Origin of the sequence: Caldicellulosiruptor changbaiensis (assembly GCF_003999255.1) — a bacterium.
In the GTDB taxonomy this organism is placed as follows: Bacteria; Bacillota; Thermoanaerobacteria; order Caldicellulosiruptorales; family Caldicellulosiruptoraceae; genus Caldicellulosiruptor; species Caldicellulosiruptor changbaiensis.
On record NZ_CP034791.1, the window covers coordinates 2,040,354 to 2,061,999 of the forward strand.

27 protein-coding genes and 1 riboswitch are annotated in these 21,646 nt (G+C 35.8%); of the genes, 2 read left to right on the plus strand and 25 right to left on the minus strand.

Annotated elements, in window-relative coordinates:
• Positions 1-34: 34 nt before the first annotated feature.
• From ELD05_RS09950 to ELD05_RS10000, 11 genes are all read right to left on the minus strand, one after another.
• On the minus strand, positions 35-796 hold the full coding sequence (locus ELD05_RS09950) for a DeoR/GlpR family DNA-binding transcription regulator (RefSeq protein WP_127352311.1): 762 nt from the start codon (positions 794-796) through the stop codon (positions 35-37).
• 8 nt (positions 797-804) lie between these two features.
• Positions 805-2,226 (minus strand): rhamnulokinase, encoded by a 1,422-nt coding sequence (locus ELD05_RS09955; RefSeq protein ID WP_127352312.1) that lies wholly within the window; start codon positions 2,224-2,226, stop codon positions 805-807.
• Between the two features lie 55 nt (positions 2,227-2,281).
• The gene (locus ELD05_RS09960; protein ID WP_039767288.1) at positions 2,282-2,830 is read right to left on the minus strand and encodes a GNAT family N-acetyltransferase; all 549 of its coding nucleotides are present in this window, start codon (positions 2,828-2,830) and stop codon (positions 2,282-2,284) included.
• Positions 2,831-2,834: 4 nt separating this feature from the next.
• Positions 2,835-3,311: a metallophosphoesterase gene (locus tag ELD05_RS09965; RefSeq protein ID WP_127352313.1), complete on the minus strand. Its 477-nt coding sequence runs from the start codon at positions 3,309-3,311 to the stop codon at positions 2,835-2,837.
• Positions 3,289-3,903, minus strand: coding sequence for an XTP/dITP diphosphatase (locus tag ELD05_RS09970; protein WP_127352314.1), 615 nt, complete (start codon positions 3,901-3,903; stop codon positions 3,289-3,291). Before ELD05_RS09970 ends, ELD05_RS09965 begins: the two co-directional genes overlap by 23 nt.
• Positions 3,872-4,648, minus strand: a complete 777-nt coding sequence (rph, locus tag ELD05_RS09975; RefSeq protein WP_127352315.1) for a ribonuclease PH — start codon at positions 4,646-4,648, stop codon at positions 3,872-3,874. The genes ELD05_RS09970 and rph overlap by 32 nt, the downstream gene beginning before the upstream one ends.
• 18 nt (positions 4,649-4,666) lie before the next feature.
• Positions 4,667-5,653 carry a GerMN domain-containing protein gene (locus ELD05_RS09980; protein ID WP_127352316.1) on the minus strand — a complete coding sequence of 329 codons (987 nt, stop codon included), beginning with the start codon at positions 5,651-5,653 and terminating at the stop codon, positions 4,667-4,669.
• Between the two features lie 92 nt (positions 5,654-5,745).
• Entirely contained in the window at positions 5,746-6,726 is a 981-nt protein-coding gene (locus ELD05_RS09985) for an MraY family glycosyltransferase (protein WP_039767298.1), read from the minus strand.
• The gene (locus tag ELD05_RS09990) at positions 6,726-7,199 is read right to left on the minus strand and encodes a hypothetical protein (RefSeq protein ID WP_408609375.1); all 474 of its coding nucleotides are present in this window, start codon (positions 7,197-7,199) and stop codon (positions 6,726-6,728) included. Before ELD05_RS09990 ends, ELD05_RS09985 begins: the two co-directional genes overlap by 1 nt.
• Positions 7,200-7,228: 29 nt before the next feature.
• Positions 7,229-8,011 carry a CheR family methyltransferase gene (locus ELD05_RS09995; RefSeq protein ID WP_127352318.1) on the minus strand — a complete coding sequence of 261 codons (783 nt, stop codon included), beginning with the start codon at positions 8,009-8,011 and terminating at the stop codon, positions 7,229-7,231.
• Positions 8,012-8,036: 25 nt separating this feature from the next.
• A complete protein-coding gene (locus ELD05_RS10000) occupies positions 8,037-8,420 on the minus strand; it encodes a GNAT family N-acetyltransferase (RefSeq protein ID WP_127352319.1) in 384 nt (127 codons plus the stop codon).
• A 115-nt stretch (positions 8,421-8,535) separates the two neighbouring features.
• Between ELD05_RS10000 and ELD05_RS10005 the strand changes: the two genes are divergently transcribed.
• Positions 8,536-9,030, plus strand: coding sequence for a MogA/MoaB family molybdenum cofactor biosynthesis protein (locus ELD05_RS10005; RefSeq protein WP_127352320.1), 495 nt, complete (start codon positions 8,536-8,538; stop codon positions 9,028-9,030).
• Between the two features lies 1 nt (position 9,031).
• Here the strand turns inward: ELD05_RS10005 and ELD05_RS10010 are convergent, their stop codons facing one another.
• The 11 genes from ELD05_RS10010 to ELD05_RS10060 all read right to left on the minus strand — a co-directional run bounded on the left by ELD05_RS10010 (position 9,032) and on the right by ELD05_RS10060 (position 18,599).
• Positions 9,032-9,955 (minus strand): cyclic pyranopterin monophosphate synthase MoaC/MOSC-domain-containing protein, encoded by a 924-nt coding sequence (locus tag ELD05_RS10010; RefSeq protein ID WP_127352321.1) that lies wholly within the window; start codon positions 9,953-9,955, stop codon positions 9,032-9,034.
• Between the two features lie 5 nt (positions 9,956-9,960).
• Entirely contained in the window at positions 9,961-10,887 is a 927-nt protein-coding gene (moaA, locus tag ELD05_RS10015) for a GTP 3',8-cyclase MoaA (RefSeq protein ID WP_127352322.1), read from the minus strand.
• A gap of 16 nt (positions 10,888-10,903) precedes the next feature.
• Positions 10,904-12,067, minus strand: a complete 1,164-nt coding sequence (locus ELD05_RS10020) for a molybdopterin molybdotransferase MoeA (protein ID WP_127352323.1) — start codon at positions 12,065-12,067, stop codon at positions 10,904-10,906.
• Positions 12,064-13,278: a molybdopterin molybdotransferase MoeA gene (locus tag ELD05_RS10025; protein ID WP_127352324.1), complete on the minus strand. Its 1,215-nt coding sequence runs from the start codon at positions 13,276-13,278 to the stop codon at positions 12,064-12,066. Before ELD05_RS10025 ends, ELD05_RS10020 begins: the two co-directional genes overlap by 4 nt.
• A gap of 6 nt (positions 13,279-13,284) precedes the next feature.
• On the minus strand, positions 13,285-13,860 hold the full coding sequence (locus ELD05_RS10030) for an ATP-binding cassette domain-containing protein (RefSeq protein WP_127352325.1): 576 nt from the start codon (positions 13,858-13,860) through the stop codon (positions 13,285-13,287).
• Positions 13,853-14,485, minus strand: coding sequence for an ABC transporter permease (locus ELD05_RS10035; protein WP_127352326.1), 633 nt, complete (start codon positions 14,483-14,485; stop codon positions 13,853-13,855). The genes ELD05_RS10030 and ELD05_RS10035 overlap by 8 nt, the downstream gene beginning before the upstream one ends.
• A gap of 19 nt (positions 14,486-14,504) precedes the next feature.
• Positions 14,505-15,320, minus strand: a complete 816-nt coding sequence (locus ELD05_RS10040; protein ID WP_127352327.1) for a substrate-binding domain-containing protein — start codon at positions 15,318-15,320, stop codon at positions 14,505-14,507.
• Positions 15,321-15,406: 86 nt separating this feature from the next.
• A riboswitch (molybdenum cofactor riboswitch) is annotated at positions 15,407-15,540 on the minus strand.
• Entirely contained in the window at positions 15,535-16,215 is a 681-nt protein-coding gene (locus ELD05_RS10045; RefSeq protein WP_127352328.1) for a HesA/MoeB/ThiF family protein, read from the minus strand. It overlaps the preceding riboswitch by 6 nt.
• A 6-nt stretch (positions 16,216-16,221) precedes the next feature.
• A complete protein-coding gene (locus ELD05_RS10050; RefSeq protein WP_127352329.1) occupies positions 16,222-16,452 on the minus strand; it encodes a MoaD/ThiS family protein in 231 nt (76 codons plus the stop codon).
• A complete protein-coding gene (locus ELD05_RS10055; RefSeq protein WP_127352330.1) occupies positions 16,427-18,187 on the minus strand; it encodes an aldehyde ferredoxin oxidoreductase N-terminal domain-containing protein in 1,761 nt (586 codons plus the stop codon). Before ELD05_RS10055 ends, ELD05_RS10050 begins: the two co-directional genes overlap by 26 nt.
• Position 18,188: 1 nt before the next feature.
• Entirely contained in the window at positions 18,189-18,599 is a 411-nt protein-coding gene (locus ELD05_RS10060) for a 4Fe-4S binding protein (RefSeq protein WP_127352331.1), read from the minus strand.
• Positions 18,600-18,862: 263 nt separating this feature from the next.
• On the opposite strand from ELD05_RS10060, the gene ELD05_RS10065 reads away from it, so the two are divergent.
• A complete protein-coding gene (locus ELD05_RS10065; protein WP_127352332.1) occupies positions 18,863-19,612 on the plus strand; it encodes a fumarylacetoacetate hydrolase family protein in 750 nt (249 codons plus the stop codon).
• Between the two features lie 72 nt (positions 19,613-19,684).
• On the opposite strand, the gene ELD05_RS10070 is transcribed toward ELD05_RS10065, so the two are convergent.
• From ELD05_RS10070 to ELD05_RS10080, 3 genes are all read right to left on the minus strand, one after another.
• Positions 19,685-20,074, minus strand: a complete 390-nt coding sequence (locus ELD05_RS10070; protein ID WP_127352333.1) for a hypothetical protein — start codon at positions 20,072-20,074, stop codon at positions 19,685-19,687.
• 87 nt (positions 20,075-20,161) lie between these two features.
• A complete protein-coding gene (locus tag ELD05_RS10075; RefSeq protein ID WP_011916525.1) occupies positions 20,162-20,734 on the minus strand; it encodes a BofC C-terminal domain-containing protein in 573 nt (190 codons plus the stop codon).
• Positions 20,735-20,807: 73 nt separating this feature from the next.
• Positions 20,808-21,536: a YebC/PmpR family DNA-binding transcriptional regulator gene (locus tag ELD05_RS10080; protein WP_011916524.1), complete on the minus strand. Its 729-nt coding sequence runs from the start codon at positions 21,534-21,536 to the stop codon at positions 20,808-20,810.
• Between the last annotated feature and the right edge of the window lie 110 nt (positions 21,537-21,646).

Consider the following 21,646-nt stretch of genomic DNA (forward strand, 5'->3'; position numbering starts at 1 on the left):
GCTGCTTCAAAATTCCCGGGCAGCCCCTTTACTTTTAACAGTATACGATCTCAACATTCTTTTCCCTTATTGCATTTTCTTGGCTTGGTGGCAGTACCTTGTCGGTGAAGATAAAGTCTACATCATCAAGTGTTGCAATGTTGACAAGTGCTGTTTTGTTCATCTTTGTGTGGTCTGCAATCATATAAACCTGGTCTGCTATCTCAATCATCATCTTTTTTACCTGTGCTTCAAGCTCGTTTGACTCTGTAAAGCCTTTTTCAATGTCAAACCCTTTACATGAAATTATAGCCTTGTTTGCATTAAGAGATTTCAATGTATTCTCTGCAATAGGTCCAACAAGCGAAAGTGACCTATTTCTCAGCGTCCCACCTGTAGAAATTACCTTGATGTCTTCGAAAACCTTGAGCTCATTTACTATCTGCTCAGAGTTTGTTATGACTGTTATCTTCTTTTTGGTCTTGAGAAGCTTTGCAACCTGCAGAGCTGATGTGCTTGAGTCCATAACAAGCGTGTCGCCATCTTCGATATACTTTATTAAAGTCAGAGCTATTTGTTTTTTGCCTTCAATATTTGTTGCATTTCTGAACTCAAATGGAATATCAACATTGTAGTTTTCAACCAAGACTGCTCCGCCATATGTTCTTTTTAAAAGTCCTTCCTTTTCAAGCTTCTCAAGGTCGCGCCTAATAGTTTCTTCTGTGACATTAAAAAGCTTTGCAAGCTCTGGAACAAGCACACTCTTGTTTTCATTTAGCATTGCCATTATCTTTTGTCTTCGTTCAATCGCAAGCACCTTTTTTCTTACCTCCCCGTATAGATTTCAAACTGAACACTCTTTTTAAGAAGCTCTCTTGCCTCACGCAAATCCTTAACATGTCCAAGTGCTATTAGTTGAAGCATAATGTTGCCCAGTACTGTTGCCTCAACAGGCCCTGCTATAACCTCTCTTTTTGTCTCTTTTGCTGTAAGCTCACAAAGATACTTATCCTTTATTCCACCACCAACCATGTTGATTTTAGAAATGCTAAAACCTGTTAGCTCTTCAATCTCTTCAATTGTCTTTTTGTACTTTTGTACAATCCCACTGTAGGCTGCTTTTGCAATGTCCCCTAAGTCTTGTGGTTCTTTTCCAAAATGATTTTTGCACCACTTCTTTATCTCTGCCAGAATGTCAATTGGTGCTAAAAATTCATCACTGTCAGGGTCAATTGCGTACTCATAGTTCGATTTTTGAGCAAGTTCACTGATCTTATTAAAGCTTACCTCTTCATACTTCTTGCTCCATGTGCTTCTTATCTGCTGGATGAGCCAAAGACCAGTGATGTTCTTTAAAAACCTTATTTTGTTTTCCACTCCGCCCTCGTTTGTGAAGTTTTTGTTAAAACTATTTTGATTAATAAGAGGACTTTCAAGCTCCACTCCCATCAGCGACCATGTACCACAGCTGAGATACACTGTGGTTTTGCCATCAGAAAAAGGCGAAGCGGCAACCGCAGAAGCTGTATCATGGCTACCAACTGCAATGACAGGAATAGCGCCAATTTCAAGCTCTTCTTGAACATCAGGTGTTAATTTGCCTAAAACATTTCCTGGATAAATTATATCATTAAATATTCTTTTTTCAAACCCAAGTTTTTCTATCAGTTCATCTGACCATCCTCTTTTTTGTGCATCTATTAGCTGTGAGGTTGATGCAATGGTGTATTCGTTTACTTTAACACCTGTCAAAAAATATGCAAAAAGGTCTGGCATGAACAAAAGCGAATCTACATTTTTCATTATATCCTTCCGTGTTTTGTAGTCTATGTAAAGCTGAAAGATTGTGTTGAAATTCATAAACTGAATGCCTGTTATCTCATAAATTTTGTCAAGCGAAACTATTCTCGATACCTCTTCAATTGCGTTTTTCGTCCTCAAATCCCTGTAATGATAAGGATTTGAAAGCAAGTCACCTCTTTTGTCAACAAGTCCATAGTCAACTCCCCAAGTGTCAATCCCAATACTGTGAAGTTCTCCAAATTGTTTTTTAGCTTTGTAAATCCCAATTTTCAAGTTGTTAAACAAGTACAAAAAATCCCAAAATAAACTCTGGTTAATTCTTACGGGGGTATTTTCAAACCTGTGCACTTCAAAAAGCTCTAAACTCTCACCATTGAAACTTCCAACAAACACTCTCCCGCTTGACGCACCAAAATCAGCACCAACGCAATTGATTGTTTTCATTTTTTCCTCCCCATTTGTTTTTACTTCTTTTATGTTTGTTTTTATTATATCATATTTAATTTTTGTTTGCTATCTTCTCAAAATCTTTTCTTGTCATACCCATTATGATAACATCATGAAACTTTCCATCAATGAGCTTTGCTTCACGCAAAACCCCTTCAATTTTAAACCCACACTTCTGATACGCCTTAATAGCCCTTATATTATCATCAAATGTGTCAAGTTCTATTCTGTTTATATCAAGTGTCGCAAAAAGGTATTTGACAAAAGCTTTTATTGCGTCGGTGCCAAAACCTTTCCCCCAATATTCCTTTTCGCCTATATGAATTCCAAGTACAACTACTTTATTTATGGGGTCATAGTCGCGATACGAGATAGAACCAATTGGTTTTCTGTCTTTTGTTTCAATTATAAACCTTTTAATGGTTGAGGATGATCGGGAACGGTACCATCTCCTAAATTCTTCAATAGATGTATCAGCAGCATTTTTCACGCCACGAGCCCAGTACGCAACCTCTGGATCATTTGACCATTTTTGAATATATTTTAAATCTCCCCATCTCAGTTCTCTTATATTTACAAGCTCACCCTTTGCTATTAACATCTTTTCACACCTTTTCTAAATATGCTACAACACCAAAAGGAGTTACCTCAGCAATAGCATATGACCTTGAGCCGTCTCTTGAAAGAGCTATGCTGCCTGGGTTTAAAAATAGGACGTTGTCAGAGTAAAACTCCTCTTGCTGATGCGTATGTCCAAAAAACACTGCATCAACTTTGAAAGATTTTGCATGGTTAACAATAAGGTCATATGTAGACTTTACAGAATACATATGACCATGTGTTATTAAAATCTTTTTATTCCCAACTTCTATAATCTTCTCTGATGGAAAGTCTCTTGTAAAGTCGTTGTTCCCTCTCACTATCTCAAACTTGAGATTTGGAAATTTATTTTGGAGATACACAGCATCTTTCACCAAGTCTCCAAGATGAACGCACAAAACAATATTTTTTTCATATTTTTTTACAATTCTTTCTGCATCATAAGTAATTCCATGTGTGTCACTTATCACAAGTATCTTCATTGTAAATCTCACCCAAAATCTTTTTTAGTTTTTCAAAAGCTCTTGCTCTGTGTGATATTCTATTCTTCTCATCACTTTCAAGCTCTGCAAATGTTGCATTGTAGCCTTCTGGAATAAATATTGGGTCATATCCAAATCCATTTACACCTTTTGGTGCAAAGCCAATTTTACCTCTGCAGACTCCTCTTGTTTGATACACTCTGCCATTTTCATCAATAAATGCAAGCACACAAACAAATTGTGCTCCTCTTTTTTCTTCTGGTATGTTTTTAAGCTCTTCTAAAAGCTTTTTAATCTTTTCTTCATCTGTTGCATTATCACCTGCATACCTTGCAGAATACACACCAGGCCTTCCGTCAAGTGCGTCCACCTCAAGTCCAGAGTCATCTGCTAAAGTTGGTAATTTGTAAAGGCTGTATATAGTTTTTGACTTTTTCAAGGCATTTTCTTCAAAAGTTTTTCCATCCTCAATTATGTTGATATTTTCATCAAAATCGCTCAGTGTCAAAATAATGTCAAAAAAATCTCCAATTAGCTCTTTTATTTCTTTTGCCTTTCCTCTATTCTTGGTCGCAACCAGAAGTTTTCTCATCTTTTGGAACACTCCCAATTAGTTTGCTATCTTCCCCTAAGACCTCTCTTTGTATCTCAATAATCTTTTGAATACCCTGTTTCCCAAGCTCGAGTAACTTTTCAAACTGCTCCTGAGTAAAAGCAGCACCTTCTGCTGTGCCCTGAATTTCAATAAACTCGCCCTTGTCGTTCATAACAAGGTTCATATCAACAGACGCTTTAGAGTCCTCTTCAAAGCAAAGGTCAAGCATCTCAACCCCGTCGCAAATCCCAACAGACACTGCTGCAACAAAATCTGTAATTGGAAAACTTTCTATCACCTTCTCATCATAAAGCTTTTTGCAGGCATCAAACATTGCAATAAACCCACCTGTGATGGATGCTGTCCTTGTCCCACCGTCTGCCTGAATGACATCACAGTCAAGGATTATCACGCGCTCACCTAAGGCTTTAAAGTTTATACCAGCTCTTAGGGCTCTTCCAATTAGTCTCTGTATCTCATGGCTTCGGCCGCTGAGTCTGAGTTTGTTTATATCCCTTACATTTCTCTGCTGGGTTGCCCTTGGAAGCATTGAATACTCAGCAGTAATCCAGCCCTCACCACTTCCTTTTTTAAAAGGAGGAACTTTGTCGTCAATGGTTGCTGTGATAATCACTTTTGTGTTGCCCATCTCAATCAGGCATGAGCCTTCGGCATATTTTATAAAGTTTCGTGTTATTTTTATCGGACGAAGTTCATTATATGATCTTTGGTCCTGTCTCATTTTCTTCTTACCTTCCTTTCACAGTTTTAGATTTATAGGATTTAATTCAAACTGGCTTACATCTATTTTATCCTTTAAATCGTACTGATCAAGATATCCTTCTTTTCCTTTCACAGATAATTTAATATATCGTATGGAGTTGTCTATTTCTTTTGCTGTAAAACAAATTGAGGCTAAGATAGTGTCAACTTCGCTACTTCCTTTTAAATTCAAAATCTGGCTTGACAAATCGAGATATAGGGTTTTCTCTTTTAGGTTTACATTATTCAATTTTAACCCATTTAGTTTAGAAAATCTATAGCTAAGACTTTTTATTAGCTGCCCCAAAGCAAAAGTCAAAGGTGCGTTTCTGTAAGTTTGTGATATATTTATCCATTTTGGAACAAGAAAAACATTGCCTTCAACCCGGTGGGGGACAAACAAGATTAGCTGGTCATCTTGTCGTCGCAAAAATGGAGTCTTATTGTAAACTGTGCCGTCTTTATAAAAATAAACTTCTTTTATATCATCAACTGAGGTAATAAAAAATGTAATGGCTTTTATATAAAAATTGCAATATTTTTTCTGGAAAAACCTTTGGTTTAAATCAATTTTAGCACAACTTCCCTCTATTTCAATAGAGTTTATCTGAACATCGTCAGGAAAGATGCAAAAAAGCCCAAAACTTCTGAGCTTTCTTTGCCTCTCTGGAGAAAATACAGAAAGTTCAAGTCCTTTTCTCATTACAGACAAAGTTTTTGTGGTGTAAATATTTGCTAAAACAAGGTTTTTATCTTTCTCACAAAATATGCTAAGAACTTTGAAAGAATTGTTAATATCTATCTGCTCCTTTGAATACTGAGGAGTATAAACATCACTATCCACAACCTCAAAATTTATTTCTGTTTTTGCACTCTGACCATTTTGATACACATTACTTTGAACAGTTGAAGGTAAAATATCTGCCCTGCAAGCTGTTAAGAATATTAAGCATAACATTAACGTAAAAAAAATTCTTTTTCTCATTCCAAAACCACCCTCTCTAAAAGACTTATGTTAATCTTTTTATTAGCATATTTAAAATGAGGGTGGTTTAGAACAAGAAAAAGAATTCTTTATTATCTTCTTGCCAAAAGCATTATGATAAGAGAGGTCAGCGAAAAACAAATGCTAACCAAGTACAAAAATAGCACTGTTTGTTTCTGATTCAAGCCTGCTTCAAGAAGTCTAAAGTGTACCTGACTTTTGTCAGCTTTATAAATAGGTTTCCCTTCCTTAATTCTTTTGAATATGACAAAAAGATTATCAAATATAGGAAGTCCCAATGTCAGGATTGGTACAATCAAAGACACAACTGTTGCCACTTTAAATGTTCCTTCAACAGCAATTGTCCCAAGGACAAATCCTAAGAATGTGGCACCTGAATCGCCCATAAAAATTCTGGCTGGGTGGCGGTTGAAAATCAAAAACGCTGAAGCAACACCTACAAGTGCTGCTGCCATGTATGTTGAAACCCTTGCTGTTGAAATTATGCTAAGGTTCATGAGAGCTACAAAATACAAAGTTGTACCTGAGATTGTTGTAATACCTGCTGCAAGCCCGTCTATCCCATCAATAAAGTTTATCACTGTTGTCACACCAAAAAGCCAAATTACAGTGGCTATATATTGAAACCACACAGGAAAGCTTATGAACTTGTGTGTAAACGGGTTTGTTATTCCTTCAATCTGAATACCCATAAAAAAAACTATTGAACATGCCAAAATTTGCACCAAGAACTTTGGAAGAGCGCTAAACTCTTTACCTTGAGATTTATACCAGTCATCAACAAGACCAATTGCCAAAATCAAGCTTGATGCTATAAAAAAACCTAAAAATTCTCTGCTAAATCCTCTTATCAAAAACTGTGAGATGAAAAATGCAACAAATAGTGCAACTCCGCCTGTCACAGGAATTGGATATGAATGAATCTTTCGTGGATTTGGTCTGTCAACAAACCCTATCTCAATTGATTTTCTCTGGATATACGGTGTTATAACTGTTACCAAAACAAACGAAATCAAAAACGAAAGCGCATCTTTTATTATAAGGTCTGTCATTAGTTTCCCCTCCAAGGAATTTTAAGACTCTTTAGCTTTTGTAGAATAAGTGTAAGAAGATAGTCATAAAGTACAAAGATAACCTCAGAAGAAGCAATCGTCAAAGCTATTCCAAATTTAAAATTCGGGATCTCTTTCATTATTATTTTAAACACAAAATATAAAATAATTAGCGCAACATTATAAAACAAAAGTTTTAACCCAAGTTCAATATAAACCGGAAAACCTCTTTCGCAAATAGCCTTAAACAGTGGGTAAAGCCCAAAAATAAGAATGTACAGCACAGCTACAAGTTTGTTTGGAACAATCATTAGGCTCAGTAAAGATACTACAATGTACGCAACAAAACCAAGCTTTATGCTATACAGCCATACAATTATCATTATGCAAACCGAAGAGAGAATGTAAAACAAGCTATTTCCCTTTGGTAAAACTGAAGCAAAGAACAAAAAAATTATACTAAGCGCTCCCATCAAACCAGCATATGAAATTTCTCTTGCTTTCAAATACTCATCACCTTTTCATAAAAGAATGTTCTTATTGGTTTTAGTCCGTACTTTTGAGGCATAATTATCTGCTCGGTTGAACCCACAAACAAAATGCCATTCATTACAAGGGATTTATTGAAATTCTTATACACCATATCCTTTGCCTCTTCTGTAAAGTAAATAAGAACATTTCTACAGACAATTAAATCCATTCCAATTGGATAAGGGTCTTTTAAGAGGTCATGGTGTTTGAATTCAACACATCTTTTTATCTCATCACTTATGTAATATAATTCTCCATTTTCTCTAAAAAACCTTCTTACAAATTCCTGCGGCAGTCCCTCAAGACTTTTTCTCAAATATACACCCTCTTTTGCTTTCTTTATAGCATCATCGTCAATGTCTGTTGCCAAAATCTTTATTTCATTTAATGGAAAAAACCTTGTCAGAAGCATGACAATTGAATATGGCTCTTCACCCGTTGAACAGGCAGCTGACCAAATTCTTGGTCTTTTTGTCCTTTTGAGAATATATGGCATAATTTCTCTTTCGAGTATTTCCCACTGTTGTGGATTTCTATAAAACTCAGAGACATTTATTGTCAGATAGTTAATAAACTCATTAAAAAGCCTTTGGTCTTTTGTCAGAGCACTGTAGTAGTCAGCATAGTTTTGAAAGCCGTTTTTCTTCATTAAAGACTCTATTCGCCTTTTCATTTGTTTTTCCTTATAATACGAAAGATTTATTCCTACATACTCCAAAATCTTCTTTTTAAACCATTCGTAATCAAGATTCATATCTTACCCTCTTTCTATACCACTTTTACTTGCAGCGCAAATTCAAATAAAATGCTTGCACATCTAAGATAAGCCAATCACCATCTTCGATAAAACCAACTCTTTTAAAGAAGCTATCTTCCATTCCTTTTTTTACCTTGATAATAGGAATGTTGTTTTTATAACAATGATTTATTTGCATCTTCAAAAGTCCATCGCCAAATCCCATCTTGCGAAAGTTTTCTTCTACCACAATTGATAAAATTTGAGCTTGAGTTTCTTCTACCGCCAGCTGCGAAGCTGCAATAATATTACCTTTATCATCCACAACATGAGTTATCGCATTATCATAGAACTGAAAACCATATTGTTCTATAAGTTTTTTAACCCAATGTCTTTCAGAAGGATTCATCTGCCTTATTTTAACCATAAAACTTTACCCTCTTTAAAATTAAGATAATATCTTATATAATTATAACAAATTGCAAAGCAGTTTAAAATCTAAATAAGGAAAAATAGTTTTGAAAAAAGGAGGAAAGTTTAAAATGGCATTTACATTTGCAGTGATAACATGCTCAGACAAGGGCTCAAAAGGAGAAAGAGAAGACCTGAGCGGAAAAGAGATAATAAATCTCTTACAAGCTCATGGATTTTCAAATGTGTATTACAAGATTGTACCTGATGAAAAAGAAAAAATAAAACAGGCTTTAATTGAAGCAGCAAATGCTGGTGCAAACCTCATTTTGACAACTGGTGGTACTGGCTTTTATAAAAGAGATGTTACACCTGAGGCAACACTTGAGGTCATACAAAAACAAACCCCTGGTATTTCTGAACTAATCAGGTATGAGACAGGCAAGATAAATAAAAGGAGCTATCTTTCGCGCGGAGTTTCAGGAATATATGAAAATAGCCTCATAATCAACCTTCCCGGCTCACCAAAGGCAGTAAAAGAGTGTATTGAGGCAGTGCTGCCGGTTTTAGAGCATGGGCTAAATATCTTGCTTGAAAATGAGAGGGAATGTGGTAAGACAGAGTGATTTAGCCTAAAATTTCTATAATATCTCCTACCCTTATTTTACCACCTTTTAATACTCTTGCAAACAGTCCTTCTTTGGGCATTATACAAACGCCAACCGTCCTTGCTATCTCACATCCATCCCCATGGCATTTTTTCCCTATCTGGCTTATCTCAAGTATTACATCATCTCCTATCTTTAGCTTTGTACCAAGCTGGATTTTGCTTATATCCAGTCCTTCTGTTGTAATATTTTCTGCAAACTTGCCAAAACAAAGGCCTTTTATACCATATTCTTTCATCTTTTTTATGCTGGACATATCAAGAAGGCTTACTTGTCTGTGTGATGTACCTGCATGAGCATCTCCTTCTATGCCAAAATTCTCAATTACATGTGCCTCTTCAACTGGCTCTTTGGATGTCCCCTTTTGCCTGCTTATATTTATTGAAATGACCTTTGCAGAGCTTTTTCTTTCATCAAAGATATAATACCCTGACTTTCCACCTATCTTTTCAATTAATCTCACATCTGTAATAACCATATCCTTTTTGAGTGCCTTGCACATGTCATAGATTGTCTCTAAAAAAATCAAAACTGCTGTTATTGCCTCCATCTCAGCACCTGTTTGTGCTTGTGTCTTTACCTCTGATACTGCCTCTATATAACCTTGTTCTTTGTTTACCGAATATGAGATATCGACGTGTGATAGAAATATATTGTGGCAAAGCGGAATCAGTTCTGATGTCTTTTTTGCTGCCATTATCCCAGCAATCTTTGCTACTGAGAATATATCACCCTTTGGTAACTTGCTTTCTTCTATCGCTTTTATGACCTCGCTTCCCACATAAATTCTGCCACTTGCCCTTGCAATTCTCTCTGTTATGTCCTTACATGATACATCAACCATCTGCGGCATTCCTTCCCTGTTTAAATGTGTAAATTCCATTGTTTTCAGCCTCCTATTTTAAACATCATTGAATCTGTTGATGGTAGTCTTGCAAAGTTTTTCTTTTTGACAAACTCCTGAATTTTTTCCATCAAAACATCTTCATCATTTAAATACTCTTTTAAATCAAGCCCTATTTTATCAAATAAGCAATTATATAGAACTCCTCTTGATGAAACCCTTACCTTGTCACACCTGTCACAAAAATGTCCTGACACAGCGTTTATAAACCCAACAATGTGGTCAAAGTCTTCGATATGGTAATACTTTGCAACAGAGTTTTCATTACTTTTAATTTCATGAAAATTCTTGAATTTTTTTAAAATCTCCTCTATACTCACAAATTCACTCTCAAAAATCCTATTTGCAACTCCTACTGGCATAAGTTCAATGAATCTAATAACAACATTGTTCTCCTTAGCAAATGATATCAAGTGCTCAATCTCATCAAAGTTTACAGACCTTAGCAAAACTGTGTTAATCTTTACTTTCTTAAACTTTGACAGGCTTTTTATTGTGCTTATTACTTTGCCAAGTCCGTTAACGCCTGTTAACACTTTGTATTTTCGCTTATCTAAGGTATCAAGTGAAATGTTAATTGACAAAAGACTGCTTTTTGCTATCTTCTCAATCTTTTCTTCATCTAAATACCCGTTTGTTGTAACATTTATGTTTTTTATACCAATGCTATCAGCAAACTCTATAATATCAAATATGTCATCTCTTAAAAATGGCTCACCGCCTGTAAACCTCAGCTTCTTTATACCAAGCTTTTTAAACACCGAAATAATTCTAAAAATCTCATCTTTTGAAAGCTCTTCGTTCTCAATTTCGCATGCTTCCTTTGTCCTGCAATACTTGCAGAAGAAATTACACCTGTCTGTTATTGAAAATCTCAAGTATTCAATCTTTCTAAAAAATCCATCATACATTTACTATCACCTTTTTCTAAATCAATTTAACCTCAAGCAAGTTTCCCTCTTCAATTAAGTCCACATTAATTGGAACTGTGATATATCCATCTGCTCTCTTTAAACTTGATATCACGCTTGCACCCCTTTTTAAAATTTTGGCTACATTCTTACCATCTATATTTTTAATACTAACTCTCACATACTCTTCAGAGCCTATATCAGATGAGAGTCTTCTCTCAAGTGTGGCAAATATACTTTTTTCTTTTGGATTTAAATTGTACGCTTTGAAAAATGACTTTAAAAATATCTCCTTTAAAACAAAAAACATTGAAACAGGAAAGCCGGGAAGTCCTATCACAAGCTTATTTTCTACCTTTCCTATAATTGTTGGCTTGCCGGGTTTTATGGCTATGCCGTGGACAAGTACCTCTCCTAAAGCTGATATAGCTTCGACTGTTAAGTCTTTATCACCCTTAGATGATCCAGCATTTACAAAGACTATATCAAATTCTTGTAAAAGTTCTTTTATCTTTTCTGTAAGTTTTTTTAAATTGTTTTCTACAGGCTTTAAAATTCCAACTTCGAAACCATATCTTTGAAGTAAATCATTGAATATGACAGAATTGAATTCAACAAGCTGTCCTTCCTTCTCTACTATGTCAACAAGCTCCTCACCTGTTGGCAAAAAAGCAACCTTTGGCATTTTGTAAACCTTAACTTCAAGATAGCCACCAGCTTTTAAATACACCTTGTCAAAAATGGTTAAAAGATCTCCTTTTTTAATAAGTAACTGCTCCTTTTGTACATCCTCACCTTTTGAACGTACATTCTGTCGTGGATAGTAACTTTGGAAAATCTTTATCCTTCCATTTTCTATTTGTGCTTCTTCAAATGGCACAACAGCATCAAAACCCTCAATGCTTTCTCCTGTTTGAACAACTTTAAAGTTTTCAATTATTGCAGGATTTGCATCTGTAGTATTAAAAGTTTGCTCTGCATTTATTGCATAACCATCCATTGCAGCAACATCTGTAGGAGGCGATGTATTGAGTGAAAGATAGTCTTTTGCTGCAAATTTACCTTGTGCTTTGTAAATTGAAATGGTCTCTGTTTTAAGGCTCAAATACTCTTTTAGTATTTTCTCAATTATATCTCTTGCATCTTGTGGGAGTGTAGCTGAAAAGTGATAATCTTTCATAGCAGTGTCACCTCAACAATATCACCTGCTTTAATACCCGTTTTTGTGCTATCTACCCTGATATAACCTGATGCATTGTTCAAAAGATTTATCGAACCGGATTTTCCGTACAGTGGCTCGGCAATAATTTCATCAGAGTATATAAGTTTTACAAATACAAACTCTGTTCTACCACTTGAGATTGAAAAGTTTGTCTTCATTTTTGCTAAGACTTTTTTTGACGTATCCTGCTGGTGCAACAAAATGTCAATTAGCCTTTTTACAAAAAATTTAAATATAAAAAGGCAAGAAACAGGGTGGCCCGGAAGCCCAAATATGGCTTTGTCAAAAACCTTTGCAATTATTGTTGGCTTTCCTGGCTTTATTGAAACTCCATCAACAAGAATTTTTGAATTCTCTAAGCTTGAAATAGCTTTCAGTGTGTTATCATATGTACCAACAGAACTTCCGCCAGATACCAGCACAATGTCGTTTTCTAAAATGGCTTTTGATAGCATATCTTGCAAAGCATTATAATCATCTTTTACAATCCCATACAATTTAGGAACAGTGTACTCTTCAGTGCAAGAAGCAAAAAGTGTATATGAGTTTACATCATAAATCTTGGCTCCTTCAAGATTCTGGTCTTGTGAGATTATCTCATCACCTGTTGAAATAATCCCAACTTTTAGCTTTGAGAAAACCTCAACCTCTTTTTGACCTATTGCTGCCAAAACACCAATTTGAGGCGCTTTTAATTTTTGATACTTTTTAATAACAATACAGCCTTTCTTTATATCCTCACCCTTTTTAAGTATGTTCTCATTTGGCTTTACTGGCCGAAAGACAAAAAGCTTCCCATCTTCTTCAATGGTATTTTCAAGCATGACCACGGCATTGCTGCCATCTGGCACATGACCACCTGTAAAAATCCTCGCCGCCTGACCTTCACCAATCTCAAATGTTGGAATCTCCCCTGTCTTTACCTCACCAACCAAATCAAAGATGGCAGGGTTTTCATCGTTTGCCGAAAATGTCTTCTCACACCTTATTGCATATCCATCAACAGTTGACTTGTCAAAGTGCGGAACATCTATACTTGATATAATGTCCTTTGCACAAATCCTATCCAAGGCCTCTTGGATGGGGATGGTCTCAGTTTTCAAGCTAACGTTTGAAAATTCCCTTCGCAAAATGTCAAACACTTCAAAGTAAGTCATTAAAACCTTCATAGTTAATCACCTTTTCTCTATTATTTGATTATCTTCAAAGTATACCAGCTTTGAGCAAGCCACCATCTGTGAGTTGTGTGTCACCATAATTATACATCTATTTTGTGCATCTTTTTCTATCTTTTCAAAAATAAAATTTCTTACTGAACTGTCAAGGTACGAATCTGGTTCATCTAAAAAGAGAACGTCTGACTCAATGTAAAATGCTCTTAAAAAAGCAACAAGCTGTTTTTGCCCAAGTGATAAAGAGTGTATGTTCAGGTTAGGGTCTATTGAAAATGCTTTCAGTATTTTTATAGCTTCTTTTAAGGGCTGGTCTTTTAAACTCAAAGAGAGGTTATACGCTGCACTTCCTTTGAAAAAATATGGCTGTTGGGATAGCATAACTTTTTTGTTAAATGTATTCTTAATCATTCCCTTAAAATCACTGTCTTTGCCAAAAAGCATTCTCAAAAATGTTGTTTTCCCGCACCCATTTGGTCCTCTTATAATATATAAGCCTTTATTATCAAACTTTAAGTTTTTACACCGAAACAAAAGCCTGTCCCCGAAATACTTCTCAACCTCTTTTACCTCAATCAACTATATCACCCTGCAATATCTGCAAAATGGTATTAAATGCAAATGATATAATGAGTAAAACCATACCCAGCAAAAGCGCCATTGAAAATTCTCCTTTTGTAATTTCATAGATAATAGCTGTTGTCAAAATACGAGTCTCTCCTTCTATATTCCCACCGACAATCAAAACAGCTCCTACCTCGGAAATTGAACGCGAAAGCCCAAGGATGGTTGCATAAACCAGCTCTTTTGAATACTCTTTTATAAGTGCAATGTATCTCTTTTTGCCTTCTACATTTAAGTAGTCTAAGTTGTCCAAAACTAATTGCACATTTTTAAGGCCTGACAATGTATAGAGTACCACTATTGGCACAATCAAAATTACCTGGGCAATAATCATTGCCCACTTGGTAAAAAGTATATCTAAAAACCCCAGTGGACCTTTTTTTGAGAGAATAATATATACCAAAAGTCCTGCTAAAACTGGTGGAAGACCAGAGAGAGTATATACCAACCTCAACACAAATTTTCGGCCTTTAAACCTTTTTATCTTCAAGAAGTATCCAATTGGAACACCTATTATAATCGAAACAATCGTTGATGGAATACAGACAATCAGGGTTGAGACAACAACATTTGCAAGCATTGAGTTTACCTCTGCCTTTTTATTTTACTGCTCTGTAAACCTCTTTTTTGAAATATTTTTGATTAAAAGAATTAACAAGCTTCTTGAACTCATCGCTTTTTAAAAAAGTGTCAAATAGGCTCAAGTCTGGTTTTTTGGGTGAAAAGGCAAAGTAATACGTGTTTGCTAATATTTCTTCCTTGGGATTTTGATATATAACATCCAGTTTATCAAGTTTGTCTTTCATTTTATAAAATGTTGCCTCATCAGTTAAAATAAAAGCCTCCTTTTCATTTGCAAGATTTAAACTCATCCCCATCCCCTGACCTGACTTTATATAGCCTTTAAAATTTGGCTTTGTTTTTGCCAGTTTCCAAATCTCAAGCTCTCTAATATACGTTGCAGAGTTGTCTGCCCGGGATACAAATTTTAAATTTTTATTTTTTATTATCAAAAACGCCGCCTCAATAGATTTTACCTTCTTGAATAAATCCTTTTTGCTTTTTGGTCCAACAAGTATAAAGTAGTTTGAAACAAAAGGAGTATACCTTTGGATAAGCTTTTGTTTTTTGAGGTCATCCAAAAAAGATTTTTCATGGATGATTATTCCATCAGCATCCCCATTTTTGAATATCTTCACAGCCTGACCACTGCCAACAGAGATAAAGTCAAGTTTCATATCATTCTTTTTTTCAAATTCAGGAACAACAAAACTTAAAAATCCACTGTCATATATACTTGTAGTTGTTGCCATTTTAAATGTTTTAACAGGTTTTGAAAAAGAATATAATGAAAATGTAAAGATAAAAGTTAAAAGAATAGATACCAAAACAATTTTAACCATAGCCTTTCTCATCTTTTTGCACTCCTTTTTTTAATAGTCAAATTTCAGTCTTTCTAAAACAAAAAAGGTACTCCCCCGCTTTGAAAAAACCGGAAAGAGTACCCTTTTAAATCTTTCCTTTCCAAAGCGGGAGGCGCAGTGGTTTCCCAAACCTGCACCCTATCGGCCAAAGCACCATGAAGAGGGAAAAACCCTCTTTTTAGGTTGCAATGGCTCGGAAAGATTTTCAAAATTCAAAAGTTCTATATTCATTTGTCAAAAGGTTTACAAATAAACATTTGCCTATAAGTGGTTCTCCCTGCTTTGAGACCAGTTTACAAAACTCAGAAAGCTCTAACGCTGCTGTCAACATTGGTGCAAAAATTGGGTTGCCAAGGTCTTTTTCAGCACCCTCAACATTTGCCTCTCCCAAAAGTTTTTCTATCCCAGGTTTGTCTTTTGTGATGATGGCAATCTGTGCATACCAGCCAGCACACCCACCGTGGATTAAAATCTTGCCTGTCTGTTGTACAAACTTAGATAAACTTTTTCTTATCTCCATGTTGTCTGTTGCATCAAATATATAATCTGCCTCAAGCAAAAAAATTTCAAGGTTGTCTAAGTATGCTTTTTCTTTTATAGGCTCTAAGTACACGTTTGGATTTATCTCTTTTACTCTCTTTTCAGCTTCAAAGACCTTGTATTTGCCTAAGTTGTTAATATTTGAGAGTATCTGCCTGTTGAGGTTTGTTTCATCAAATGTGTCCATGTCAACTGCTATAATCTTCTTCACTCCAAGCCTTGCCAAACCCTCAATCAAAAATCCGCCTATGCCACCGACACCAACAACAGCAACAGTTGTTGCAAGAAGCTTCTTTTGTCCTTCTTCAGTTAAGGCACCAATATTTTTTAAAAATCTTTTTTGCATAAAACCTTATCCTCCAGTTGCAAATGGAGTGATATACACACTATCATTGTCTGAAAAAATATAAGTATTGTCAACTTTTTTTTGGTTTACAATAACAAATCCAACTTTGTCGGCTGGAATATTAAGCTTCTGAAGAAGGGTTAAAACATCCATGTTCTCTTCTATCTCAAGCTCAAACTTGCCAACTCTGCTACCATATCTTCTGAAAAAATCATTTACCTCTACTCCAATTTTCATATTCTCTTTCCACCCTCTCTATATACATCTTTAAAAGTCTGTTCAGTCTTTCCTCGTCCATCTTGCCCCAAAGAGTTGGCGTTTCAAAAATTCTCTTTGGAAATTTGTAATTTTCAAGTGAATAGCCAAGTTCCTTTTTAATCTTTAGTTTCGTAAAAAAGATGTCATTGCCAAGGCGGGTCAGGTCTTCATCTGTCCAGTTGATACCTATTGAATTCAAGGCTTTTAAGATTGTTGTCCTGTCATATACTTTTCTTGCAAAAAGGCAGATGCAAAGCGATGTCAAAATAGCTCTTTCTTTTTCCTCGTTTATTACATACTCTATTATGTCCTCATCCTTTAGTTCTTTTGCACTCTGGTCATATGCATACCCTGCATTATCTAAGTGCGAATGCCTTGCACCAACAGTCTGACCAAGAGCAAACGCATAGCCTGTGTGATATCCTGCCATCTCATTGCCACCATACAAAAGTGCAAACTCTTCTCCACCGTATTTTTTCACAGCTTCTTTCAAACCTTTGCCAATTGTGTAGTAAAACTCGTTGCTTCTATCTGCAATATTATCAATTGCTTTAACATACTCCATGGTGTTGCCAAACTCAAGGTCTGCAAGAGTGTCTTCTCTTGTAATAAGACCTTTTTTGAGTGCCTCTGTTGCCCATGCCAAAACAACACCGGTTGAAATTGCATCAAGCCCTGCAAGTTCAACCTCTTCTATAATCTGCAAAACCTCATCTGTTGTCTTTATTCCAAGAAGGCTCCCCAAAGCGTAAATTAGCTCATGGTCGTATGATACTGCTATTGACTCATACTCATACCCTTTGTCAAATTCGCGCCTGAACTGGCCTATATGAATACATCCAATTGGACAGCCAACACATGAAACCTTTCTTATTAGATTCTTTTCTGCAAAAGTCTCACCAGATATGTCATCTGCATGTTCAAAATTGGACTGCAAAAGGTTCTTTGTTGGCAGGGAATTTATAGCATTTAAAACCTTGATGTTCATTGGAGTTCCAAGCTCATGGTATTTTGCCATGGCGTCTGTTTGTGTAACCTTTTTGTAAATCTCTTGATACGTTTTAAAATACTCTTTCAGATTACCAATTGGCAGGTCTTCCTCGCCCATTATCATCATTGCTTTTAAATTCTTACTTCCAAAGACTGCTCCAATTCCAAGTCTTCCAAAATGTCTATAAGTATCTACATTTACACACGAATATGTCACAAGATTTTCTCCTGCTTTCCCAATTCTTATGATACTTCTTTTACCAGGGCCTGGCTCTCTTTCTCTTATCAGTCTTCCGACCTCTTCAACATCAAGCCCCCACATAGCTCGTGCATCTTTGAACTCTATAGACTTGTCTGTTATCACAAGATAAGTTGGTTTTTGAGCTTTTCCAGTTATAACAATTGCATCGTAGCCTGCATTTCTGATTGCCATGGCAAGTCTTCCACCTGCATGGCTCTCACCATACTCACCTGTATGAGGTGAGATAAACGTCGCAACAGCTTTTGTCACAACAGGAAATATTGTTGAAAGCGGGCCAATTGAGATAATAAGTGGTTGCTGCTGATCAAGTGGCGGAAGGTCTTTTTTCATGTTCTCTTCAAGTAGCTTTGCAGCAACTCCGACTCCACCTAAGTATTTATACAAGTCCTTTCTTTCTTGTATATCTGCTTTTTTGTTTGTAAGGTCTATATATAGAACCCTTATAAAATCTGTCCCAATCATTTTACTCACTCACCTCTTCCATGCTCAAGCAGTTATGAGGACACATTCTAACACATGCTCCACAATGCTTGCAAACTATAGGAATTTTCCTATCGTAGTCCATGTGAATAGAACCTACAATACAAGCCGAAACACATTTTTCACAGGCAATGCACTTTTCTTCTATTAGCCTTACGCCTCCACCCGGACGCTTCACAAGCGCATTTGTTGGACAAGCCTCTGCACAGGCAGGTTCTTTGCAAGCAACACATACTGTTGCTGCAAACTTGCTCTGAAGTCCTCCTCTTGTTTTTACTTTTATAGAGCTTTTTGCTAAGTTATGATTGTTATGATTCACAGCTGCACATGTAAGCATACATGTAAAACATCCAAGGCACTTGTTCATATTGTCAGCCCGAAGAGCCTTTAGCAATTAAATCACCACCTATTAACGAATTGATTAATTATAACAATATTTACTCCCAAATAGGCAGTATATAACTATTTATACCCACACGGACTCTAAACTAAACAGTTCAGCTTGTATTTGTTTATTTTTTAACAATCTTATTATACCACTTGATATGAAAGTTTACAATATGTCTTCTTGCAATTTAAAATTTGTATTCTGAAGAGCCATGTTATATAATTTTAACTAAAATGTCGTTATTCAATAGTAGGAGGCGACAAGTATAAATGAAACTTGGAAGATTTTTTTATGCAAATAAGACATTTTTCGGACTTGTGGAAGATGATATGGTAAGAGTTGTAAAAAGTATAGACCCACTGACTGTAAGCAAAGAAATTTATCCAAAAGAAGCCTTGAAAATCTTATCTCCTGTAAAACCCTCAAAAGTCATCTGTGTGGGACTCAATTATAAAGACCATGCAAATGAGCTAAAACTTGAAATCCCTCAAACTCCTGTTCTTTTTCTAAAACCCCCAACATGCGTAATCGGACACATGGAAAGTATCATATACCCAGAGCATATGAGCAAACAGGTAGATTACGAAGGTGAGCTTGCAATAGTTATTAAAAAGGAGTGTCGAAATGTCACACCTGACGAAGCAAAAAAATACATATTGGGCTATACCTGTGCAAATGATGTCACTGCAAGAGACCTGCAACCCAAAAATGGACAATGGACAGTTGCAAAATCATTTGACACATTCTTGCCACTTGGCCCTATCATAACAGATGAGATTGATCCAAATAATAGTAGAATTAAAACATACCTGAATGGAAAAGTGGTACAAAGCTCAAATACCAACAATTTTATATTCAATGTAGAAACTCTTGTAAGCTATATAAGCTCAATAATGACATTAAAACCATTCGATGTGATTATAACTGGCACTCCTTCAGGAATTGGACCAATGAAAAGAGGAGATATCATTGAGGTTGAAATTGAAGGAATAGGAAGGCTTACCAATTATGTTGAATAAAAAGCATGAAGGGCTGCATAATTAACTTTGCAGCCCCTGAAATCTTAAAAAAATTTGCAACCTTTTTTGGTTTTAGACTGCATTGTGAACAAATGCAACTATCTTTCGGCATGGAATGTCAACTATTGAACCAAGACCACAAAATCTTCTTGGTCGATGATAACAACAGTATCTTTGTCTTCTATGGTGTTCATCATAATCTCTGTCTCTTCCTTCGTCGTAGTCTCTGTACATAAAATCTCTGTACATAAATGGGTCATCTGGTGCTGTTCCAATTGTGACAATGAGTCTTATAAACCTTGGTGTAACTAAAGCCAACACACCTGTAAATCCTTGACCGCTCTCGCCGCCACTTTCAGTAAATACGGTAACTGTCTCTCCTAAGTATCTTCTCATGTGCTCACAAATGTCATGACAGTGGTGCTCGTGGTCCTCATACCTTAAATCCATTTCTTCTGACATATCATCTTACCCCCCATAATTCATATTATGTCACCTTTCACTAACATAATATGAATTATGGGTAAACTATGTTACACAAAATATATTTTAGCTTCCAAAGTCCTCAACAATCTTTATTGCATCTTCAAATGAGTTTACAACTATGCCCTTTTTCAAATCCTCAACCTCTTTTTCTGGTAAATCGTCTATGCTTATTGGAGTTACCAATTTAAGATTGTCACCATCAACAGGTTGAGAATAAAAAATCGCTACCCTGTCATCTTTGATTGAAATTATAAAGTGATTAGAGCAATAACCTTCAAACGTTCTACTGATTACTACATATTTAGAGTTAAACGCATCTATTTCCCAGCCACTAAAAAGGCTTTTAAAGTCCTCCTTGGTCATGTTGACAAATTCCTTAGAGATATTGGACTTCTCTTCAATAATGTGCCCACAGCCTTTAAAATATTTTCTCACAACTAAAATTGTGTCCTCATTTATTCTCTGTGGAAAACTGTCTTTTATATATGCAATTTCAGTAATGTTCTTTCCTTTTAACTGCTGCTTTGATTTTATCTTGCTTTTTTCTATGGTTATAGTAAATCCCACCACAAATGATATTAGAAATAAGAAAATTATAATAGCAGTGAGAACGGCAGTTCTAAAATAGAGCTTCATATAACTTAGCCTCCATTAAGATGGACTTTTTTACTATTATTCCCTGCCAATCTCACTGCTATACATAAAAAATTTATTCTTCCTCTTCCCAGTTATGATACACTTCTTTCACATCGTCATTGTCTTCAAGCATGTCAATCAGCCTTCTCATCTTTTGTGCATCTTCTTCAGAAAGTCTCACAGTTGTTTGAGGGATCATCTCTATCTGAGCTCTTATAAATGTAAATCCTTCCTTTTCTAAGCCTTCTCTGACCTTTGAAAAGTCCTCCGGAGTTGTTATTATTTCATACACATCCTCTTCTGAAGCAAAATCCTCAGCACCGTACTCTAAAGCCTTTTCCATTACAAAGTCCTCATCTGGAAAGTTTTCTTTCTCTATTACTATTACACCTTTTCTGTTGAACATCCAAGAAACGCATCCAGTCTGACCCAAATTACCGCCATTTTTGTCAAATATATGCCTGATTTCGCCTGCTGTTCTATTCCTGTTATTTGTCATAGCTTCAACAATTACAGCAACACCGCCTGGTCCATAGCCTTCATATGTAATGTCTTCGTAGCCTGTTGTGTCAATCTCACCAGCTGCTCTTTTTATAAACCCCATTATCTTATCCATAGGCATATTGTTAGCCTTTGCCTTGGCAATTACATCTCTTAGTTTTGGATTTGTCTCAGGGTCGGGCCCATACATCTTTGCAACCACCATTAATTCTCTTCCTAACTTTGAGAAAATCTTTCCTTTCTGAGCGTCTGTTTTTTCCTTTTTGTGCCTGATATTTGCCCATTTTGAATGTCCAGACATCCGTTTTCCCCCTACCTTAAATGCTCATGTTTTTTCATTATGGAATTATAAATTCAATTTAGGGTTAATGTCAAATGGAATTTATTCATACATATTAATATTGAACATTA

Bases quoted from the DNA above. Each gene is read 5' to 3' on its own strand.
- ELD05_RS09955 (WP_127352312.1), bottom strand. From the start codon at position 2,226: ATGAAAACAATCAATTGCGTTGGTGCTGATTTTGGTGCGTCAAGCGGG.
- ELD05_RS09960 (WP_039767288.1), bottom strand. From the start codon at position 2,830: ATGTTAATAGCAAAGGGTGAGCTTGTAAATATAAGAGAACTGAGATGG.
- ELD05_RS09965 (WP_127352313.1), bottom strand. From the start codon at position 3,311: ATGAAGATACTTGTGATAAGTGACACACATGGAATTACTTATGATGCA.
- ELD05_RS09970 (WP_127352314.1), bottom strand. From the start codon at position 3,903: ATGAGAAAACTTCTGGTTGCGACCAAGAATAGAGGAAAGGCAAAAGAA.
- rph (WP_127352315.1), bottom strand. From the start codon at position 4,648: ATGAGACAGGACCAAAGATCATATAATGAACTTCGTCCGATAAAAATA.
- ELD05_RS09980 (WP_127352316.1), bottom strand. From the start codon at position 5,653: ATGAGAAAAAGAATTTTTTTTACGTTAATGTTATGCTTAATATTCTTA.
- ELD05_RS09985 (WP_039767298.1), bottom strand. From the start codon at position 6,726: ATGACAGACCTTATAATAAAAGATGCGCTTTCGTTTTTGATTTCGTTT.
- ELD05_RS09990 (WP_408609375.1), bottom strand. From the start codon at position 7,199: ATGGGAGCGCTTAGTATAATTTTTTTGTTCTTTGCTTCAGTTTTACCA.
- ELD05_RS09995 (WP_127352318.1), bottom strand. From the start codon at position 8,011: ATGAATCTTGATTACGAATGGTTTAAAAAGAAGATTTTGGAGTATGTA.
- ELD05_RS10000 (WP_127352319.1), bottom strand. From the start codon at position 8,420: ATGGTTAAAATAAGGCAGATGAATCCTTCTGAAAGACATTGGGTTAAA.
- ELD05_RS10005 (WP_127352320.1), top strand. From the start codon at position 8,536: ATGGCATTTACATTTGCAGTGATAACATGCTCAGACAAGGGCTCAAAA.
- ELD05_RS10010 (WP_127352321.1), bottom strand. From the start codon at position 9,955: ATGGAATTTACACATTTAAACAGGGAAGGAATGCCGCAGATGGTTGAT.
- moaA (WP_127352322.1), bottom strand. From the start codon at position 10,887: ATGTATGATGGATTTTTTAGAAAGATTGAATACTTGAGATTTTCAATA.
- ELD05_RS10020 (WP_127352323.1), bottom strand. From the start codon at position 12,067: ATGAAAGATTATCACTTTTCAGCTACACTCCCACAAGATGCAAGAGAT.
- ELD05_RS10025 (WP_127352324.1), bottom strand. From the start codon at position 13,278: ATGAAGGTTTTAATGACTTACTTTGAAGTGTTTGACATTTTGCGAAGG.
- ELD05_RS10035 (WP_127352326.1), bottom strand. From the start codon at position 14,485: ATGCTTGCAAATGTTGTTGTCTCAACCCTGATTGTCTGTATTCCATCA.
- ELD05_RS10040 (WP_127352327.1), bottom strand. From the start codon at position 15,320: ATGAGAAAGGCTATGGTTAAAATTGTTTTGGTATCTATTCTTTTAACT.
- ELD05_RS10045 (WP_127352328.1), bottom strand. From the start codon at position 16,215: ATGCAAAAAAGATTTTTAAAAAATATTGGTGCCTTAACTGAAGAAGGA.
- ELD05_RS10050 (WP_127352329.1), bottom strand. From the start codon at position 16,452: ATGAAAATTGGAGTAGAGGTAAATGATTTTTTCAGAAGATATGGTAGC.
- ELD05_RS10055 (WP_127352330.1), bottom strand. From the start codon at position 18,187: ATGATTGGGACAGATTTTATAAGGGTTCTATATATAGACCTTACAAAC.
- ELD05_RS10065 (WP_127352332.1), top strand. From the start codon at position 18,863: ATGAAACTTGGAAGATTTTTTTATGCAAATAAGACATTTTTCGGACTT.
- ELD05_RS10070 (WP_127352333.1), bottom strand. From the start codon at position 20,074: ATGTCAGAAGAAATGGATTTAAGGTATGAGGACCACGAGCACCACTGT.
- ELD05_RS10075 (WP_011916525.1), bottom strand. From the start codon at position 20,734: ATGAAGCTCTATTTTAGAACTGCCGTTCTCACTGCTATTATAATTTTC.
- ELD05_RS10080 (WP_011916524.1), bottom strand. From the start codon at position 21,536: ATGTCTGGACATTCAAAATGGGCAAATATCAGGCACAAAAAGGAAAAA.